The organism is Mameliella sp. MMSF_3455 (assembly GCF_030733205.1).
GTDB lineage: Bacteria > Pseudomonadota > Alphaproteobacteria > Rhodobacterales > Rhodobacteraceae > Antarctobacter.
Genome location: NZ_JASHJL010000007.1, coordinates 123,079 through 138,701 on the forward strand (window position 1 = coordinate 123,079; position 15,623 = coordinate 138,701).

The following is a 15,623-nucleotide window of genomic DNA, read 5'->3' on the forward strand; positions in this document are numbered from 1 at the left end:
GCGGCAACACTTGAAATCAAGCACACGTCCGCTCGATGTCTGCTTCCAAGTCCGCCCGCTTGAAGCCCAGTTGAAGGGTGAATGACCGCACTGGGCCGGGAGCGAGAGGCACGCCCATGCCGCGGCTGCAAAGCATATTACGACCAGCGTAGTCAGTTTGGGCTCCAAAGCGGTTATTGCGCTCCAAGCCCACCGCGGGTCGCACGCATGTCATTTACGACAAAGGGATGGCTACGACAAAGGGATGGCGGTCCCCCTGGGGCCGGCCCACTCCTTTTCCGTTCTGGCGGATGACGGCTCAGTTGCCGCCCAGGATGTCCCGCAGCACCTGTTCAAGGATCGAATCGCGCCGTTGCGGTTGCCGTGGGGCCGGCTGGGGCTCCGGCTCGGGGACCTTGGGCGGCACCGGCTCCATCATCGGCAGCGGGCGCACCGGCAGGCCGTCGTGGACCCGCACCATGACCTCGTGCCAGATTTCCGCGGGCAGGCCGCTGCCGGTCACGCCGGTCAGTGGCGTGTTGTCGTCATAGCCCATCCAGACTCCGGCGACGTAGTCGGCGGTAAAGCCCACGAACCAGGCGTCACGCGCCTCCTGGCTGGTGCCGGTTTTGCCCGCGACCTGCCGGTCGGGCAGGGCGGCCCGGCCGCCGGTGCCCTGGGCCACCACCCGGCGCATCATCCAGACCAACTGTTGCGCCGCCTCTTCGCGGATCACCCGTTCGCCCATGCCGCCGCTGGCCTCGATCAGCGGGTCCGACGCGCCCTTGTAGCGGATCAGCCGCTGGCCGTAGGGGCGCACGGATGACCCGCCGTTCAGGATGCCCGCATAGGCGCCGGTCATTTCCAGCAGCGTCGCCTCGGAGGCGCCCAGGGCAAGGGCCGGCGTGTCCACCAGTTCCCGGTAGATGCCGAAATCGCGCGCCACCCGCAGCACCAGGTCACGGCCCACGGTTTCCGACACCTTGACCGCCGGGATGTTCAGCGACTTCTCCAGCGCCTCGGCCAGGCTCACCCGGCCGTAATGCTGGCGCGAATAGTTCTCGGGGCACCACTGGCCGGAACCGGGGATGTTCAGGCAATGGGGTTCGTCGACGACCGTATCCAGCGGCGAATAGCCCAGTTCCAGCGCCGTGGCATAGACGAAGGGCTTGAAGGCCGATCCGGTCTGGCGCACCGCCTGCGTGGCGCGGTTGAACAGGCCGGTGGCATCGGTGTCGCGCCCTCCGACCATGCCGCGCACGGCGCCGTCCGCCGACATCACCACAACCGCCACCTGCGCCTTGGACCCTTCGCGCACCTTTTCGGCAAAGACCTTGTCGACCGCTGCGGCGGTGGCGCGCTGGATCCGCTGATCCAGCGTCGTCTCGATGATAACGTCCTCTGTCGTGTCGCCGATCAGGTAGTCCATGTCCGACGACATGATCCAGTCGGCGAAATAGCCGCCGCCCAGGTTGCGCGCGCCCTGCGCCAGCACCGCCGGGTTCTGCTGGTAGTGGCGCATGTCCTCTTCGCCAAGATAGCCCTGGTCATGCATCAGTCGCAGCACCGTGGCCGCACGATCCTGGCTGCGCTGGAGGTTCGATGTCGGCGCCAGCGTCGAAGGCGCGGTCAGCAGCCCCGCCAGCATCGCCGCCTCGGCCGGGTTCAGCGCGGCTGCCGGCTTGGCGAAATAGCGCTGTGCTGCCGCCTCGGCCCCATAGGCCCCGCCGCCCATGTAGGCGCGGTTCAGGTAGATCGAGAGGATCTCGTCCTTGGTGTACTTGGCCTCCATCGCGATGGCATAGATCGCTTCCTTTGCCTTGCGCGACAGCGAACCTCGCCGGCAGTCGGCAACGTAGTCCGCCTCGGACTCCCACTCGTCCGGGTCGTACTGCACGCCCAGGCACAGCAGTTTCGCGGTCTGCTGGGTGATCGTCGAGCCGCCGTGCCCTTGCAAGGGGCCGCGCCCCTCGCGCAGGTTGATGCGGATCGCGCTGGCGACGCCGCGCGGGCTGACGCCGAAGTGCCAGTAGAATCGCCGGTCCTCTGTGGCCACCACCGCGTTCTTGAGATGCTCGGACACGGTGTCCGCCGTCACCGCGCCGCCGAACTGGTCGCCGCGCAGGGCAAAGACCTTGCCATCGCGGTCCAGCAGCGTCACCGAGCCCCGCGCGCGCCCGTCCGTCACCTCCGACAGTTCGGGCAACCCGCTGTAGACGTACAGCACCGCAGATCCCAGGATCAGCGCCACCACCACCGTCGCCGACAGCGTCACGCGCCAGATCAGCCGCAGGATCCAACGCAGGATGGTGCCGAAAAAGCCCAGAATGCCGCCGCGCCGCTGCCGCCGGACGGGTTTGCGCCGCTGGCTTGTCTTGCGGCCGCGCGCCGGTTTCGCGGCGGGTTTCTGCGCTTTGCGCGGATAGCGCCTGTCGGCCACCAAGCGGCCGGATTTGCCCTTCGAGGAACTCATCGAGATCTGCCCGTCACTCTTCTTTGGTCCCGACTCTACCCGTCCCGAGCGTGAATGTTGACCATCGCCGAGCGTCAGAGTAGTTTATTTTGTGACTAAATTTTGTGCGAGAATTTTTGATAGATTAAAAAATAGACGCTCGCGCCCGAAAATTTGCCCGAAATCCGGGCCGATCCCTTCATTTTGCGGCCACGGACCAGTTTTGCTGCGGGTGCAATGCAGGGGCGACCCTGCCAGACCGAAGGGGACCAAGGTGAAACTGATCATTGCAACGATCAAGCCGTTCAAGCTGGAAGAGGTGCGGGAAGCCCTCACCGGCATCGGCGTGCGCGGCATGATGGTAACGGAAATCAAGGGCTTCGGCTCTCAGTCCGGCCATACCGAAATCTACCGCGGCGCAGAATACGCCGTGAATTTCGTGCCGAAAATCAAGCTCGAAATCGTCGTGTCGTCGTCGATGACCGACCAGGTGATCGAGACCATCAAGACCACCGCGCAGACCGGCAAGATCGGCGACGGCAAGATCTTCGTGCTCGACGTTCAGCAGGCCGTGCGCGTGCGCACCGGCGAAACCGACGCAGACGCGCTCTGAAGCGCGCAGTTCATCATGAGGGATAACGACATGAAACTTCTCAAGACGCTTGCGCCGGCCGCGCTGTTGCTGGCCCTGCCGAGCATGGGCCTGGCACAGGACGCCGAGGCGGCCGCGCCCGGCTTTGACGAAATCGGCCCCTACATCATGACGACCCTGCTGTTCTGCATGGCGGGTTTCCTGGTGTTCTTCATGGCCGCGGGCTTTGCCATGCTCGAAGGCGGCCTGGTGCGGTCCAAGAACGTCACCATGCAGATGACCAAGAACATCGCGCTCTTCTCGGTTGCCGCGATCATGTACTGGCTCATCGGTTTCAACCTGATGTACCCGGGCGACGGCTGGATCATGACCGGCTATGTCGGACCGTTCTTCAGCCCGACCGTCCTTGACCCGGTTGGCGTGGCCGCTGCGGATGCGGCGCTTGACTACGCCTCGATCGGTTCCGACTTCTTCTTCCAGCTGGTCTTCGTCGCCGCCACCGCCTCGATCGTGTCGGGCGCCCTGGCCGAGCGGATCAAGCTGTGGCCCTTCCTGGTCTTCGTCGTCATCCTGACCGGCGTCATGTACCCGATCTCCGGCTCCTGGCAGTGGGGCGGCGGCTGGCTGTCCGAAATGGGCTTCTCCGACTTCGCCGGCTCGACGGTCGTGCACTCGGTCGGTGGCTGGGCCGCGCTCGCAGGGGCGATCGTTCTTGGCCCGCGGATCGGCAAGTTCGGCAAGGACGGCAAGGTGCACCCGATCCCGGGTTCCAACCTGGCGCTGGCAACCCTCGGTACGTTCATCCTGTGGCTGGGCTGGTTCGGCTTCAACGGCGGCTCGCAGCTGGCAATGGGCACCGTCGGTGACGTGTCGGACGTGTCGCGCATCTTCGCCAACACCAACATGGCCGCCGCGGCCGGTGCCGTCGCAGCGATGATCCTGACCCAGATCATGTACAAGAAGGTCGACCTGACGATGGTCCTGAACGGCGCCCTGGCGGGCCTGGTCTCGATCACCGCGGAACCGCTTGCGCCGACGCTCTTCGGCTCGCTCTGGATCGGTGCCATCGGCGGTATCATCGTGGTCTTCGCCGTGCCGATGCTGGACAAGTTCAAGATCGACGACGTGGTCGGCGCCATCCCGGTGCACCTCTGCGCCGGCATCTGGGGCACCATCGCCGTGGTCTTCTACAACGGTGACGCCAGCCTCTCGACGCAGATCATCGGCATCATCGGCTACGGTGTCTTCACCTTCGTTGCCTCGCTGATCGTCTGGTTCATCCTCAAGGCCGTCATGGGTATCCGTGTCTCCGAAGAGGAAGAGATCACCGGTCTCGACATGGCCGAGCTGGGTATGGAGGCATACCCCGAGTTCTCCAAGGGCTGAGGTTCTCCTTCCTCTCAGTTCTTGTGACCACTGGCCCGGGCGCTCGCGCCCGGGTTTTTTCGTGCCGGAACATCGGAAGCAGCCCTTGGTCCGGCTCTGCTTCCTGGCGGGCTTGCATCCGGGCTGCGTGACTGAAACCATGGGTTCCCTTGGGGAAAGGCTGCCGACAATCAGAGGGGCCCGATGATATCTCACGACTTCCTGGAGGTGCCGGGCGTCCGGTACTGGCGCATGTCGGGCGAGATTGACCTGGACGCGGCGAACGAGGCCTTCGTCGCGGTCCGGGCCGCTGGCGGTCTTGCCGCGGACATGACCCGTCCGGTGGTCTTCGACATGCGCGAGGCCGACTTGGCGCGGTTCACCGGCGAAGACATGCGCCGCTATTCGACCCGGCTCAGGGCGCAGGGCTTCGGCGCGACCGGCGCCCTTGCCGCCTATGTCATGAGCAACGACACCAACTTTGGCATGATGCGGATGTCCGCCACCTATTTCGAGTTGTCTGGCGTGCGAAAGCAGGAGAACACGATGGTGACGCTGGACATCTCCGAGGCGGTGGAATGGCTCATTGCCCGCGCCGGGATTCCCGACGAACATCAGGCGCCCGTGCGGCGCTTTCTGCACCGTGATCCGCGCGCATAGTCCTGGGAATCAACCCAGGCGGGTGTTTTGTACAAAATGCTGAAATCGACGTACGTTTTGTATAAAACGTATATGGCGCATGGGGCTCAAACCCGGGGCCGGGTGCATGGTTTGCCCAAAGACCGGGCGCGCCTCCTGGTCAGTCTTTCTGACCGCACCGGCGGGTGGGGCTCTAGCGGCGTTCGCTTTCCCGACGAAGCCGCTGGCGTGCGATGGCCTCGTTCTTTTCGGCGGTCCTGTCCGCGCTCAGAGCCGCCTCGACGTAATCCAGATGCGCCTCGACCGCCGCTCGCGCCCCGGCGGCATCGCGCGCCTGCAGCGCGTCGTTGATGGCGCGGTGCTGGTCCAGCAGGCTCGTTCTCGTGGTGCGCTGCTTGAACATCACCTGGCGGTTGTAGAACACGCCTTCGCGCAGCAACTGGTACATCGACCGCATCATGTGCAGCATGATGACGTTGTGGCTGGCCTCGATGATCGCCAGGTGAAACTCGGCGTCCAGCCCGGCCTCTTCGGCCGGGTTCCGCTTGACGTGGGCCGCCTCCATCTTGGCGAAAACCGCTGCGATCACGGCGAGATCGCTGTCGGTGCCGTGGATCGCGGCGCGTTCGGCGGCCAGCCCTTCCAGGTCGCGTCGGAAGGACAGGTAGTCAAACACCGCCTCGTCGTGATTGGCAAAAAGCTGGATCAGCGGTTCGGAAAAGGCCGATCCCAGCACGCCGGTGACAAAGATGCCCGCGCTGGCCTTGGAGGTCAGCAAGCCGCGCGCCTGCAATTCCGACACGGCCTCGCGCAGTGAGGGCCGCGAGACGCCAAGCTGTTCCGACAGATCACGTTCCGAGGGCAGGCGCTCGCCGGGGCGCAAAACGCCGCGAAGGATCAGCAGCTCGATCTGCCGGACAACGGTTTTCGAGAGCTTCTCGGCCTGGACTTTTTCGAAGGGCATGGCGCGTTCCTTCCGCTGGTCAGGAGAAGTTACCAAAACCCGCCCGCTGTTACCACCGCCGCAACGCGTCCTCGTCCTCATCCCGTGCCGCGACCCAAGTCTTTGATTTCGCGCTGAATTCTTTCTTCCAGAACGGCGCGCGCGACTTCAGGTAATCCATCAGGAACTCCGCCGCTTCGAAAGCATCCTTGCGGTGCGGCGCCGCCGTCGCGACCATCATGATCTGTTCGCCCGGTTCCATCCGGCCATAACGGTGGATCACCAATGCATCCCCCAAAGACCAGCGCTCGACCGCCTCTTTGGCAATCTTTTCAAGGGCTTTCTCGGTCATGCCGGGGTAGTGTTCGATCTCCATCGCGTCCAGCCCGCCGCCCTTCTGATCGCGCACGATGCCGGTGAAGGTGACGACCGCACCCATGTCGTGCCGACCGGCCGCGAACCGCGCGGCTTCGGCACCGAAATCGAACGGGGGCTCCTGGACGACGACGCGCATGGCCCTCAGCCCCCCGTCATCGGCGGAAAGAAGGCCACTTCGCGCACCCCCGCCAAGGGGGCATCGAAATCCGTCAGCTCCTGGTCCACGGCCACACGCAGGGCGCTCAGGTCATCGAAGGCAGCGGCATAGCGCTCTTCGCGTGCGCGCAGTTCCTCGACCAGGGCGGCCACTGTCGCGGCCTGGGTCTCGACCTTTTCGCGCGGCAGGCCGATCCTCTCGCGCACCCAGGCGAAATACAGCACATCCATCAGCGATCCTCCTTCAGAAAGGGCAGGGCCTTGCGGAAGTAGTCCCAACCCGTGACCAGCGTCAGCGCCGCGGCAATCCAGAGCAGGGTCAGCCCGCCCTTGCCGGACCAGATCATGCCCTGCAGCTTCCAGCGCAGGCCAAGGTCGTCCTCGATCTCGCCATCGAGAATCTGGCCGATGATCTGGTCGTCCATGCCCATGCTCGACACAACAAGATAGTGTTCAAAGACGCCTTGTGCAAAGAGCACGGCAATGGCCACCATCTGCGCCGTGGTCTTCCACTTGGCCAGCTTGGTGACTTTCAGCGTGCCGGCGGTATCACCGAGGTATTCCCGCAAGCCGGAAACAAAGACCTCTCGGAAGAGGATCACTGTGGCCGGCAGGACCAGCCAGGGCGACCAGGAGGAAAACCCGACGATCACCATCAGCGCGATGACCACCATCGCCTTGTCGGCGATCGGGTCCAGCATGGCGCCCAGCTTGGTTTCCTGCTGCCAGCTGCGGGCCAGATGGCCGTCCAGCCAGTCCGTCACGGCGGCCCCCAGGAATAGGATCAGCGCGGCCCAGTCCGCCAGCGGCCGCGAGAAGTACAGGAACATCACCGCAACGCCGGGAGCGGCGAGCAGGCGCAGGATGGTGAGAAGGTTGGGCAATGTCAGTTTCATCGCAGCCTCTCTAACCGGTTCTCGGGCAAGGGGGAAGGCTTGCACGCATGGTCCCGACACCCCACCTTTGGACGAGGCAAAGCGGGGGTATCATGCGTGGACTCATCCTGGCGGGACTTCTTTCGGCGCTTGTCCCGGGCGCCTGGGCGGGCATGACCCTGCACCCTGAACAGGCGCGTTGGGTGCTGAAGAGCATGGGCGGCGCGGCGGTGGATTTCGACGCGTCGCTGGACCTGACCATGCCCGGCACGGTGAACGGCAAGGCGCCCTGCAACAGTTTCGGTGGCAAGGTCGAAGGGGCATGGCCCGAACTGAGCTTTGGCCCGTTGCGGATGACCCGCCGGGCCTGTCCAGAGCTGGCGCAGGAGAACGCCTTTGTCATGGCTCTTCAGAAGGTGACGCAGGCAGAGCTGCGCGATGACCAACTGGTCTTGCGCGACGCGGAGGGCGGCGAACTGGTGTTCAGACCCGCGCCCTGAGCCGCGCGATCAGGGCGGCGCGCGCGGGCGGCAGAGGCTTGTCGCGCAATTGCGCGGCCAGCCGGTTTTCCATGAAGTAGCCCGTTGTTTCCAGGGCAGTCAGGATTTCGCCATCCCCGGCCTCGCCTGCTCCGCGCAGGACCGGCGGCAGGGGCAGCAATCTGTCGGCCCAGTCCCCGGCCCCCTGCGCGGTCACGGCGCGGCCAGACCGGGGAGAGACGAAATCCAGCCCCTCTGTCGCGCCGGTGACGGCGCATTGGGTCAGGTCGAGGCCGAACCCCATTTCCTCGAGCAAGGCCAGTTCCCATTGCAGGTAGGCCAGGGGCCAGAGATCCGGGCGATCCAGCAGGTCCAGCAGCCGTTCGGAGCGTTCGTAGAGCGCCGGGTGCGGTTCGCGTTCGGGCAGGCAGAAGGCCAGCAGCGCGGTGACCGCGTTGAGCCCGGCCAGCGCCAGCCGGTCCCTCAGCGCGGCGGCGGCGCGCGAACGTTCGGGTTCGGCTGTGAAGCTGCCGATATGATCCTCGAGCCGCGCCCGCCATGACAGGTCGAGCTGCGCGCCGGGCTGAAGGTGCGGCGCCAGCTTGCGCGAGGTGCCGCCCCGCAAGACGCCCGCGTGACGGCCATGTTGCGGCGTGAAGACCTCGAGGATCAGCGAGGTCTCGCCGTGTTTCCGCGTGCTGAGAAGTATGCCCGTGTCGCGCCAGTCCATGCGCCGAAAGATCGGCCCGCGCGCACCGATTGGCAAGCCGTGATCCAATGGTGCAGCCGGCGGCTGCGCTGGATGTCTCGGCCCCTTTTCGGGGCCTCGGGCATGAGTATTTCGGGAGAGAAGAAACGTGCGGGTCAGGCCAGGGCGGGATCGTCGAGCAGGTGGCGGCCCTGGCGGTCTTCGACCTCGATCACCCAGAGGTCGGGATCGAAACGGCGTTGGCGCGTGATGGTTTCATCGACCTCAGTTTCCGGGCCGGAAGTGAGGTCGGTCCACTTGCGGTCGCCGCTGGCGAGGTCGAAGCCGCGGGTGAAGGCGCGGGCCCGGCCGTCGAGCGTGTTGAGCTTGACCAGGACGGCGCCGGCCGTGTCGTCGCCGTGGGCAGTGACGAAGGCGGGAATGTCCATCAGGCGAAGCCGGGCAAGGTAGGCATCCACCCAGAACCGCGCGGTCAGCCGCGCCATCAGGCGTTGCCGTCGCGAAAGTCGAGCCCCATTTCCGAGTAGCGTTCCGCCTCTTCTAGCCAGTTCTCGCGCACCTTGACCTGCAGGAAGAGATGGATGGGACGATCGAGAAATTCGGTCAGTTCCTCGCGGGCGGCCTTGGAGATGGCCTTGATCGTCTCGCCCTTGTGGCCCAGCACGATGCCCTTGTGCCCGTCCCGGGCGACGTAGACCACCTGGTCGATGCGGGCGGAGCCGTCCTTGCGCTCTTCCCAGCTCTCGGTCTCGACGGTCAGCTGGTAGGGCAGTTCCTGGTGCAGGCGCAGGGTCAGTTTCTCGCGCGTGATCTCGGCGGCGATCATGCGCATCGGCAGGTCTGCGATCTGGTCTTCGGGGTAGAGCCAGGGGCTTTCGGGCATTTCATTGGCCAGCCAGCTGCGCAGGTCCTCGATCCCGTAACCCTTTTCAGCGGAGATCATGAAGGTCCGGGCAAACGCGTAGCGTTCGTTTATGGCCTGGGTCAGGGCCAGGAGGGCCGGTGCCTCGACGCGGTCGATCTTGTTGATGGCCAGGGCGACGGTGCGGTTCTGTGGCAGGTCCTTCAGGCCTTCGAGGATGCTTTCGACGCCTTCGGTGATGCCTCGGTGGGCTTCGATCAGCAGCACGATGACATCGGCATCGGCGGCGCCGCCCCAGGCGGCGGCGACCATCGCGCGGTCCAGCCGGCGGCGCGGTTTGAACAGGCCCGGCGTGTCCACGAAGACCAGCTGGCTGTCGCCTTCCATCGCCACGCCGCGGATGCGGGCGCGGGTGGTCTGGACCTTGTGGGTCACGATGCTGACCTTGGCCCCCACCATCGCGTTGGTGAGGGTGGATTTGCCTGCGTTGGGCTCTCCGATGAGGGCGATGAAGCCGGCGCGTGTGGTCATGACAGATCTGTCCGAATGCGATTTCGAATTGCTTCCCCTAGGCCAGATGCGGCGTCAAGGCCAGAGGATTCGCATGTGGCGGGCCGTCTCAGGGGGGTGCGCGGTCGACGGAGGCCCTGTTCCGCCCGTCGCGCCAGAGCGAATAGATGCCCGAGGCGACGATCAGCGCCGCGCCTGTCAGGGTTATCGTGTTGGGGCGTTCGCCGAAGACCGTGTAGGCCAGGACCAGCGCCACCAGCAGTCGGGAATAGCGGAACGGGGCCACGACAGAGACCTCGCCGGTGCGCATGGCGGCGGTGAGAGCGGTATATCCGACCACCCCGGCGATCGCAGTGCCGCAGATCATCGCCGTGGCGGGCAGGCTTGGCAGGCTGGGCGCGGGTTCGAAGGCCATGATGACGAGGCCGGCGAAGGTGACGACGGCAAAACCCAGCACGCCCAGTTGCGAAGGGCGGATATGTGCGGGGGCGGTGCGGGTGGCCACATCGCGGCCCGCAAATCCGATCATGCCGAGCAGGGCAAAGACGGCGTTTGCCTCGATCCCCGAGGGGGAGGGGCGGATGATCAGCAGCACGCCCGCGAAGCCCACGGCTGTGGCCAGCCAGCGGTGCGGGCCGATGCGTTCGCCCAGGAACAGCCCGGCGGACAGCATGACCACCAGCGGCGCGGCCTGCAGGATGGCGGATGTCGTGGATAGCGGCGTGTAGGCCAGGCTGAGGGCAAAGAAGAGCCGGCCCAGGATCTCGAACCCGGTGCGGATCAGCAGGCCCTTTTGCAGGTAGGCCGGATCCCAGAGTGGCACGCCCCGGCGCCGCGCTTGCACGGCGTAGATGGTCACCGCCAAGAGGCCGAATTGCACCGTGCCGAGGCCGGGAGAAATCCCGCCGGAGCCGGTGGCGGCCTTGAAGAAGGCGTCCTCGACCCCGAAGCCAAGCATGGCGAGCATCATCCAGAGGCTGCCCTTGAGATTGTCGGTCATGCGCGCCCCCTGCGTTGAGATGTGTATAGCGGTACAGCGCATTCATCTGCTCGACCAGAGTCTGTGTATGGGCTGGCTGTGCGCGGTTGTCGGGGAACGGTGGCCGAACAGGTGCGATTTCGGTCCTGTGACCTCGTGTTGTGCGCCTCGCCCGGGGTGGCCCCTTTCAGAGACAGGGGGACGGGACCTGGCTCAGGTGGTCAACTTGTCCAACAAGGTCCGGGCCGCCATCTGCTCTGCCTGGCGCTTGCTGCCTGCGGTCGCTTCGGCAGAGGTGCCGTCGGGCAGGCGGACCTCGATGGTGAAGACCGGAGCATGATCCGGACCGCTACGGGCGGTTTCGACGTATTTGGGCGGCTGGTGGCCGCGCGCCTGCGCCCATTCCTGCAATGCGGTCTTGGCGTCCTTGGCGTCCTCTTCGACGGCGTCGATGCGTTTGTCCCAAAGGCGCAGGATCAGGGCGCGCGCGGCCTCGAACCCGGCGTCCAGGTAGACCGCGGCAATCACCGCTTCCATCGCGTCCCCCAGCAGCGCCATCTTGCGCCGCCCGCCAGAGAGTTGTTCCGACCGGCCCAGTTTCAGAGCGTTGCCGATGCCGACCTGGCGCGCGACGTCGGCGCAGGTTTCCTTGCGCACCAGGGCGTTGAACCTGGGTGCCATCTGACCCTCGGTCGCGGCGCGGTCGCGTTCCAGCAGGGCTTCGGCCATGACCAGACCCAGAACGCGATCGCCGAGGAACTCCAACCGCTGGTTGTCCTCGCGCCCCGGTCCGGACATCGAGGCATGGGTGACCGCACGACGCAACAGGCGCGGGTCGGCGAAACGGTGGCCCAGCGACTCTTGCAGGGCGATGAGTTCGGCGGATACCTTCATTCGATTGTCCTCAGCAGACGCCCTTCGCGCCCTTCCTGCGAATAGAGCACCAGACGCACCCGACCTGCAACATGGCTCAGGGGAACCAGCCCGACACCGCCCGATCTCCGGGGGATGCGGCTGTCCAGCGAATTGTCGCGGTTGTCGCCGAGGACAAAGATATGCCCATCGGGAACGCGGAATTCGACGGTGCCGTCGGTGCGATGCGTGCCGATGTTCAGCACGGTGTAGCTTTGGCCGCCGGGCAGGGTTTCGCGCGCGGCCTGTTTGATGCAGGGGGCGCCGGGTGCCGTTGGGGACAGGCAGCGCGGACGCGTTCCGATCATTGTGGGGCGGTTGGGTTCGTTCCAGTCTGGGAGGGGGGCTTGCGGCACCGGGGTGTCGTTCAGGATCACCTGACCATCGCGCATCTGCACGCGGTCGCCGGGCAGCCCGATCACCCGCTTGATGAAGTCCAGCCCGCTGACCGGATGCCGAAAGACGATCACCGCGCCGCGTTCCGGAGCCGAAAAGCTGCGAGTGGCCAGCGCGTAGTCGCCGGGTTGAAGGGTAGGTGACATGCTGCCGGTCGGGATGATGTAGGGCGCCCAGAACACGCGACTGCCGATCAGGGCAACCATGACCCAGACAAGCGCCCGACCCGACTGGCTGAAGGGGCCCGGTGTGGCATCGGGCCGGTTGCTGCGGATTGCCATGATCGCCACCAGCGCAAGCGAGACCAGAGGGATCGCCAGGCCCCACATCCACCAGCCGGACCAGCCCATCGCGCGCAGGCGCCGCCGGGCATGCCCCCAGAACAGCAGGGTTGCCATTGCAGCGGCCAGCGCCCCGACGGCCCCGGCCGGGCTGAGCGGGGACAGTCGGCCCTGCGCGACCAGCAGCGCAACCACCAGCACGGCGGCCAGAACGAACCCGGCGCGGCCGGTCAGGCCGCGCCAGTCAAAGGCTTCAGTCAGAAAGCTCACTCGATCACTTGGAAGTACCGGTCGCTCCGCCAGGTCCAGAAGAAGAGCATCGACCGACCGGCGGAAGAGAACATGATCCGGTCAGCCCGACCGATCAGGTTCTCGTAGGGGACAAAGCCGACGCCATTGGCGATATTGGGCACGCGGCTGTCCGAAGAGTTGTCGCGGTTGTCCCCCATGAAGAAGTAGTGCCCTTCGGGAACCGTGTAGACCGGGGTGTTGTCGGATCCCTGCATGCCGATGTTCAGGATCGAATGGCTGACACCGTTGGGCAGCGTCTCGATCAGCTTTTCCTTGATGCAGGTGGCGCCGTCCCCGACCGTGCCGTTGGAACAGCGCGGGCGCAGGCCCTGCGGTCCTTGCGGCGCGGCCAGTTCCTCGAAGGTGCCATCCGGGGTCAGTTCGACCGGTTGGCCATTGATGTGCAGCACACCGTTGCGCATCTGGATGCGTTCGCCCGGCAAGCCGACCAGCCGCTTGATGAAGTCGCGCCCCGACACCGGGTGACGGAACACGACCACGTCGCCGCGCTTGGGCTCTCCACCAAAGAGGCGCTTGTTGTCGCCATCGGCCCAGCCACAGAAGTCCTGCGCGTCCACGTTGATGCCGAAACGCGGAATGATGATCGAGGGGCAGGAGGCATAGGAATAGCCATAGGCCATCTTGTTCACGAACAGGAAGTCGCCGATCAGCAGCGTGTCCTTCATCGATCCCGAGGGGATCCAGAAAGGCTGGAACAGGAAGGTGCGGAAGACGCCCGCGATCAGCAGCGCGTAGACAACCGTCTTGATGGTCTCGACGAGACCGCCCTTCTTTTCTTCCTTCGCCATGTGATCTGCCCTTTGCCTCACCTGTCCGGCGCTTCATGGGCGGCGGGGCAGGGCGTGTCAAGGCACGAGGGCCGGGCGTTGACCGGGCAGGGCAGCGCTTGCTACGGTTTGCGGATTGTCAGGTCCGTCCGGGATTTCTTCATGACCTTGCCTCGCCTTCTCGCCGCGCTGCTCTTCGTGCTAGCCGGACACGGTGCCAGCGCTTTCGAAGGTTGCAAATTCTCCTTTCGCATCGACACGCAAAGCTCGGCCCTTCAGGCGCTGATCCAAGGGGCATCGGAACGCGGCGGGTTCTGGCGCCCGATCACCGAGGCCCCGGACGACGTGCAGGATATCGCGCGTTATATCGGGCGCCTGGACGTCTGCCTGATGACGCCGGATGGCAAGCCTCGGACGGTGACGCTCAACGGTCAGACCCGGACGCTGAAAAGCCCGCAGATGACCACCTGTACCGCGGCGCTCCTGCCCGGAAACCGCCTGCTGACCAACAACCACTGTTACTACAACGATGTCATGGTCGCGGCGGGGTTCACCTTCGTTCAGGAGGCGCGTATCAACTTTGGCTATACGGCGGCGGATTTCACCGGCGACGTCAAGACTTATGCCGTCTCGACGCGCGAGCTTGCGCGGGATGAAAAGCTTGACGCGATGGTGCTGCAGATCTTCGGCGCGGATGCGAACGAGGCACTGGGCGGGCATGTGCCGATGGTGATGCAGCCGCGCGTGCGCCCGCGGCGCGCGCTGACGATGATCCACCATCCGAACGGCGATCCGCAGCAGTTCTCATCCGGAACCTGTCAGGTACACCCGGACCAGAGCAAGCTGCCCGAAGAGGCGTCGCAATTGCGCCATAGCTGCGAGACGACGGGCGGCTCGTCCGGCTCCCTTCTGCTGGATGCGCGCTCCTTGGCCGTTGTCGGCCTGCATAACCAGGGTGGGTTGCACGGGCGCGGCGGCTTTAACGGCGGGCACAAGATTGCTGCGGTCGAAGCAGCTTTGGGGCTGGGATTTCGGGCCAAGGCGGCGCCGGAGCCCGTTGTCATTCAAAAGCCGGACCCGGAAACCCTTGCCCAGGAGGCTCTGACCGAGGCGCTGCAGCTGGACGGCATCGAAGCGCGGCGCGCGGCGCTGGAAAACGTGGTTTCGCAATTTCCCGACAGCCGCGCCGCGAGAAGTGCCGGATTCACTTTGGACCTGATGATCTCAAAGCGCGATCCTGAGGTCGAGGCCGCGGTGGCTCTGACCAAGGCTCTGTCGTTGCAAGGTGCGGCACAGACCCAAGCACTTTCGGACCTGCTTCAGGCGTATCCGGGCACGACCGCCGCAAAAAGTGCAAGTACGTTCTTGACTACGGCAATGGCGTCCAAATCCGATACACCTGTAGCAGTTACCGACGGCCTAGCGCGGTTGGAACGGCCCGATGAAGCGCCCCGTTTCGATGGCAATACTCTGTTTGTCGCGGGCGCCAAGTTGACCGGCCATGGTGCTGTGCGTGTGGTTGGCGCAGATCCCGGCTCGGTGTTTCGGACCGGGGACATGGTTGTTCGGGTCGGGGGGGCCACCGTCGAGAGTGCGGCTAGCCTGTACTTGACGCTTTCCGGGGCTGCCCGGAAAATGCAGGGCAGAATGAATGTTGAGGTTCTGCGCAACGGCCGAGGCCTTGGTGTGACTGTCCGCCTATCCGAAGTAGAGCAGGAGGTGGGAGCGACCTTACTTTCCCGTGCTCTTACCGACGGAGACTTTCGCTTTGACGGATATCGGCTCAGCTATGGCGAACTCGAATTCGGTGGTTCTGTTGCGGTCGAGGTGATCGGTGCCGGGGAAACCGCCCGGCTGCGGGTTGGGGATCGAGTTGTAAGCGTCGACGGTGAGCCCGTCCGAAGTGTGCCAGCGTTTTATCTCAGGCTACGCAAGGCATCGGGCCAGGGCAAATCTAACCTCAGACTGGGGGTTGCGCGTGCCGGGCGAACCTGGTCTGTCACGATGCCCGTGGGCCGACTGAAGCCCTGAAAGCTC

Annotated in this window: 17 protein-coding genes; 5 read left to right on the forward strand and 12 right to left on the reverse strand. The window is 65.2% G+C overall.

Translation table 11 applies throughout. From position 1 onward, the window contains the following. Positions 1-298: 298 nt before the first annotated feature. The gene (locus tag RBB42_RS07110) at positions 299-2,452 is read right to left on the reverse strand and encodes a transglycosylase domain-containing protein (RefSeq protein WP_305969198.1); all 2,154 of its coding nucleotides are present in this window, start codon (positions 2,450-2,452) and stop codon (positions 299-301) included. A 253-nt stretch (positions 2,453-2,705) separates the two neighbouring features. On the opposite strand from RBB42_RS07110, the gene RBB42_RS07115 reads away from it, so the two are divergent. The 3 genes from RBB42_RS07115 to RBB42_RS07125 all read left to right on the forward strand — a co-directional run bounded on the left by RBB42_RS07115 (position 2,706) and on the right by RBB42_RS07125 (position 5,048). Continuing rightward, entirely contained in the window at positions 2,706-3,044 is a 339-nt protein-coding gene (locus tag RBB42_RS07115) for a P-II family nitrogen regulator (RefSeq protein ID WP_305969197.1), read from the forward strand. 30 nt (positions 3,045-3,074) lie between these two features. Next, positions 3,075-4,409 (forward strand): ammonium transporter, encoded by a 1,335-nt coding sequence (locus RBB42_RS07120; RefSeq protein ID WP_305969196.1) that lies wholly within the window; start codon positions 3,075-3,077, stop codon positions 4,407-4,409. Positions 4,410-4,592: 183 nt separating this feature from the next. Next, on the forward strand, positions 4,593-5,048 hold the full coding sequence (locus tag RBB42_RS07125; protein WP_306043624.1) for a hypothetical protein: 456 nt from the start codon (positions 4,593-4,595) through the stop codon (positions 5,046-5,048). Positions 5,049-5,220: 172 nt separating this feature from the next. On the opposite strand, the gene RBB42_RS07130 is transcribed toward RBB42_RS07125, so the two are convergent. Genes RBB42_RS07130 through pgsA form a run of 4 tightly spaced genes read right to left on the reverse strand, consistent with a single transcriptional unit; the run spans position 5,221 to position 7,400 of the window. Further along, positions 5,221-5,991: an FCD domain-containing protein gene (locus RBB42_RS07130; RefSeq protein WP_305969194.1), complete on the reverse strand. Its 771-nt coding sequence runs from the start codon at positions 5,989-5,991 to the stop codon at positions 5,221-5,223. Between the two features lie 49 nt (positions 5,992-6,040). After that, the gene (locus tag RBB42_RS07135; RefSeq protein ID WP_305969193.1) at positions 6,041-6,484 is read right to left on the reverse strand and encodes a molybdenum cofactor biosynthesis protein MoaE; all 444 of its coding nucleotides are present in this window, start codon (positions 6,482-6,484) and stop codon (positions 6,041-6,043) included. A 5-nt stretch (positions 6,485-6,489) separates the two neighbouring features. Then, a complete protein-coding gene (gene moaD / locus RBB42_RS07140) occupies positions 6,490-6,735 on the reverse strand; it encodes a molybdopterin converting factor subunit 1 (protein WP_305969192.1) in 246 nt (81 codons plus the stop codon). After that, positions 6,735-7,400, reverse strand: a complete 666-nt coding sequence (gene pgsA, locus RBB42_RS07145; protein WP_305969191.1) for a CDP-diacylglycerol--glycerol-3-phosphate 3-phosphatidyltransferase — start codon at positions 7,398-7,400, stop codon at positions 6,735-6,737. The genes moaD and pgsA overlap by 1 nt, the downstream gene beginning before the upstream one ends. 92 nt (positions 7,401-7,492) lie before the next feature. Here pgsA and RBB42_RS07150 point away from each other — a divergent pair, with 92 nt between their 5' ends. Next, positions 7,493-7,879 (forward strand): META domain-containing protein, encoded by a 387-nt coding sequence (locus RBB42_RS07150; protein ID WP_305969190.1) that lies wholly within the window; start codon positions 7,493-7,495, stop codon positions 7,877-7,879. On the opposite strand, the gene recO is transcribed toward RBB42_RS07150, so the two are convergent. From recO to lepB (RBB42_RS07185), 7 genes are all read right to left on the reverse strand, one after another. After that, a complete protein-coding gene (gene recO / locus RBB42_RS07155) occupies positions 7,863-8,588 on the reverse strand; it encodes a DNA repair protein RecO (protein ID WP_305969189.1) in 726 nt (241 codons plus the stop codon). The two genes, RBB42_RS07150 and recO, sit on opposite strands and share 17 nt — an antisense overlap. A 134-nt stretch (positions 8,589-8,722) precedes the next feature. Next, positions 8,723-9,052 (reverse strand): DUF1491 family protein, encoded by a 330-nt coding sequence (locus RBB42_RS07160; protein WP_305969188.1) that lies wholly within the window; start codon positions 9,050-9,052, stop codon positions 8,723-8,725. Then, complete coding sequence (gene era / locus RBB42_RS07165; protein WP_305969187.1) at positions 9,052-9,960, reverse strand: GTPase Era; 909 nt, start codon at positions 9,958-9,960, stop codon at positions 9,052-9,054. Before era ends, RBB42_RS07160 begins: the two co-directional genes overlap by 1 nt. A gap of 88 nt (positions 9,961-10,048) precedes the next feature. After that, positions 10,049-10,939, reverse strand: coding sequence for a DMT family transporter (locus tag RBB42_RS07170; protein ID WP_305969186.1), 891 nt, complete (start codon positions 10,937-10,939; stop codon positions 10,049-10,051). A 192-nt stretch (positions 10,940-11,131) separates the two neighbouring features. Beyond that, on the reverse strand, positions 11,132-11,812 hold the full coding sequence (rnc, locus tag RBB42_RS07175) for a ribonuclease III (RefSeq protein WP_305969185.1): 681 nt from the start codon (positions 11,810-11,812) through the stop codon (positions 11,132-11,134). Continuing rightward, positions 11,809-12,777, reverse strand: a complete 969-nt coding sequence (gene lepB, locus RBB42_RS07180; RefSeq protein WP_305969184.1) for a signal peptidase I — start codon at positions 12,775-12,777, stop codon at positions 11,809-11,811. The genes rnc and lepB (RBB42_RS07180) overlap by 4 nt, the downstream gene beginning before the upstream one ends. After that, a complete protein-coding gene (gene lepB, locus RBB42_RS07185) occupies positions 12,774-13,607 on the reverse strand; it encodes a signal peptidase I (RefSeq protein WP_305969183.1) in 834 nt (277 codons plus the stop codon). Before lepB (RBB42_RS07185) ends, lepB (RBB42_RS07180) begins: the two co-directional genes overlap by 4 nt. 324 nt (positions 13,608-13,931) lie before the next feature. On the opposite strand from lepB (RBB42_RS07185), the gene RBB42_RS07190 reads away from it, so the two are divergent. Continuing rightward, positions 13,932-15,617, forward strand: coding sequence for a trypsin-like peptidase domain-containing protein (locus tag RBB42_RS07190; RefSeq protein ID WP_305969182.1), 1,686 nt, complete (start codon positions 13,932-13,934; stop codon positions 15,615-15,617). Positions 15,618-15,623: the final 6 nt, after the last annotated feature.

Excerpts from the sequence above, each read along its gene's own strand:
- pgsA (WP_305969191.1), bottom strand. The coding sequence starts at position 7,400 with ATGAAACTGACATTGCCCAACCTTCTCACCATCCTGCGCCTGCTCGCC.
- RBB42_RS07135 (WP_305969193.1), bottom strand. The coding sequence starts at position 6,484 with ATGCGCGTCGTCGTCCAGGAGCCCCCGTTCGATTTCGGTGCCGAAGCC.
- rnc (WP_305969185.1), bottom strand. The coding sequence starts at position 11,812 with ATGAAGGTATCCGCCGAACTCATCGCCCTGCAAGAGTCGCTGGGCCAC.
- lepB (WP_305969183.1), bottom strand. The coding sequence starts at position 13,607 with ATGGCGAAGGAAGAAAAGAAGGGCGGTCTCGTCGAGACCATCAAGACG.
- RBB42_RS07130 (WP_305969194.1), bottom strand. The coding sequence starts at position 5,991 with ATGCCCTTCGAAAAAGTCCAGGCCGAGAAGCTCTCGAAAACCGTTGTC.
- era (WP_305969187.1), bottom strand. The coding sequence starts at position 9,960 with ATGACCACACGCGCCGGCTTCATCGCCCTCATCGGAGAGCCCAACGCA.
- RBB42_RS07160 (WP_305969188.1), bottom strand. The coding sequence starts at position 9,052 with ATGGCGCGGCTGACCGCGCGGTTCTGGGTGGATGCCTACCTTGCCCGG.
- recO (WP_305969189.1), bottom strand. The coding sequence starts at position 8,588 with ATGGACTGGCGCGACACGGGCATACTTCTCAGCACGCGGAAACACGGC.
- RBB42_RS07110 (WP_305969198.1), bottom strand. The coding sequence starts at position 2,452 with ATGAGTTCCTCGAAGGGCAAATCCGGCCGCTTGGTGGCCGACAGGCGC.
- RBB42_RS07120 (WP_305969196.1), top strand. The coding sequence starts at position 3,075 with ATGAAACTTCTCAAGACGCTTGCGCCGGCCGCGCTGTTGCTGGCCCTG.
- RBB42_RS07170 (WP_305969186.1), bottom strand. The coding sequence starts at position 10,939 with ATGACCGACAATCTCAAGGGCAGCCTCTGGATGATGCTCGCCATGCTT.
- RBB42_RS07150 (WP_305969190.1), top strand. The coding sequence starts at position 7,493 with ATGCGTGGACTCATCCTGGCGGGACTTCTTTCGGCGCTTGTCCCGGGC.
- RBB42_RS07125 (WP_306043624.1), top strand. The coding sequence starts at position 4,593 with ATGATATCTCACGACTTCCTGGAGGTGCCGGGCGTCCGGTACTGGCGC.
- moaD (WP_305969192.1), bottom strand. The coding sequence starts at position 6,735 with ATGGATGTGCTGTATTTCGCCTGGGTGCGCGAGAGGATCGGCCTGCCG.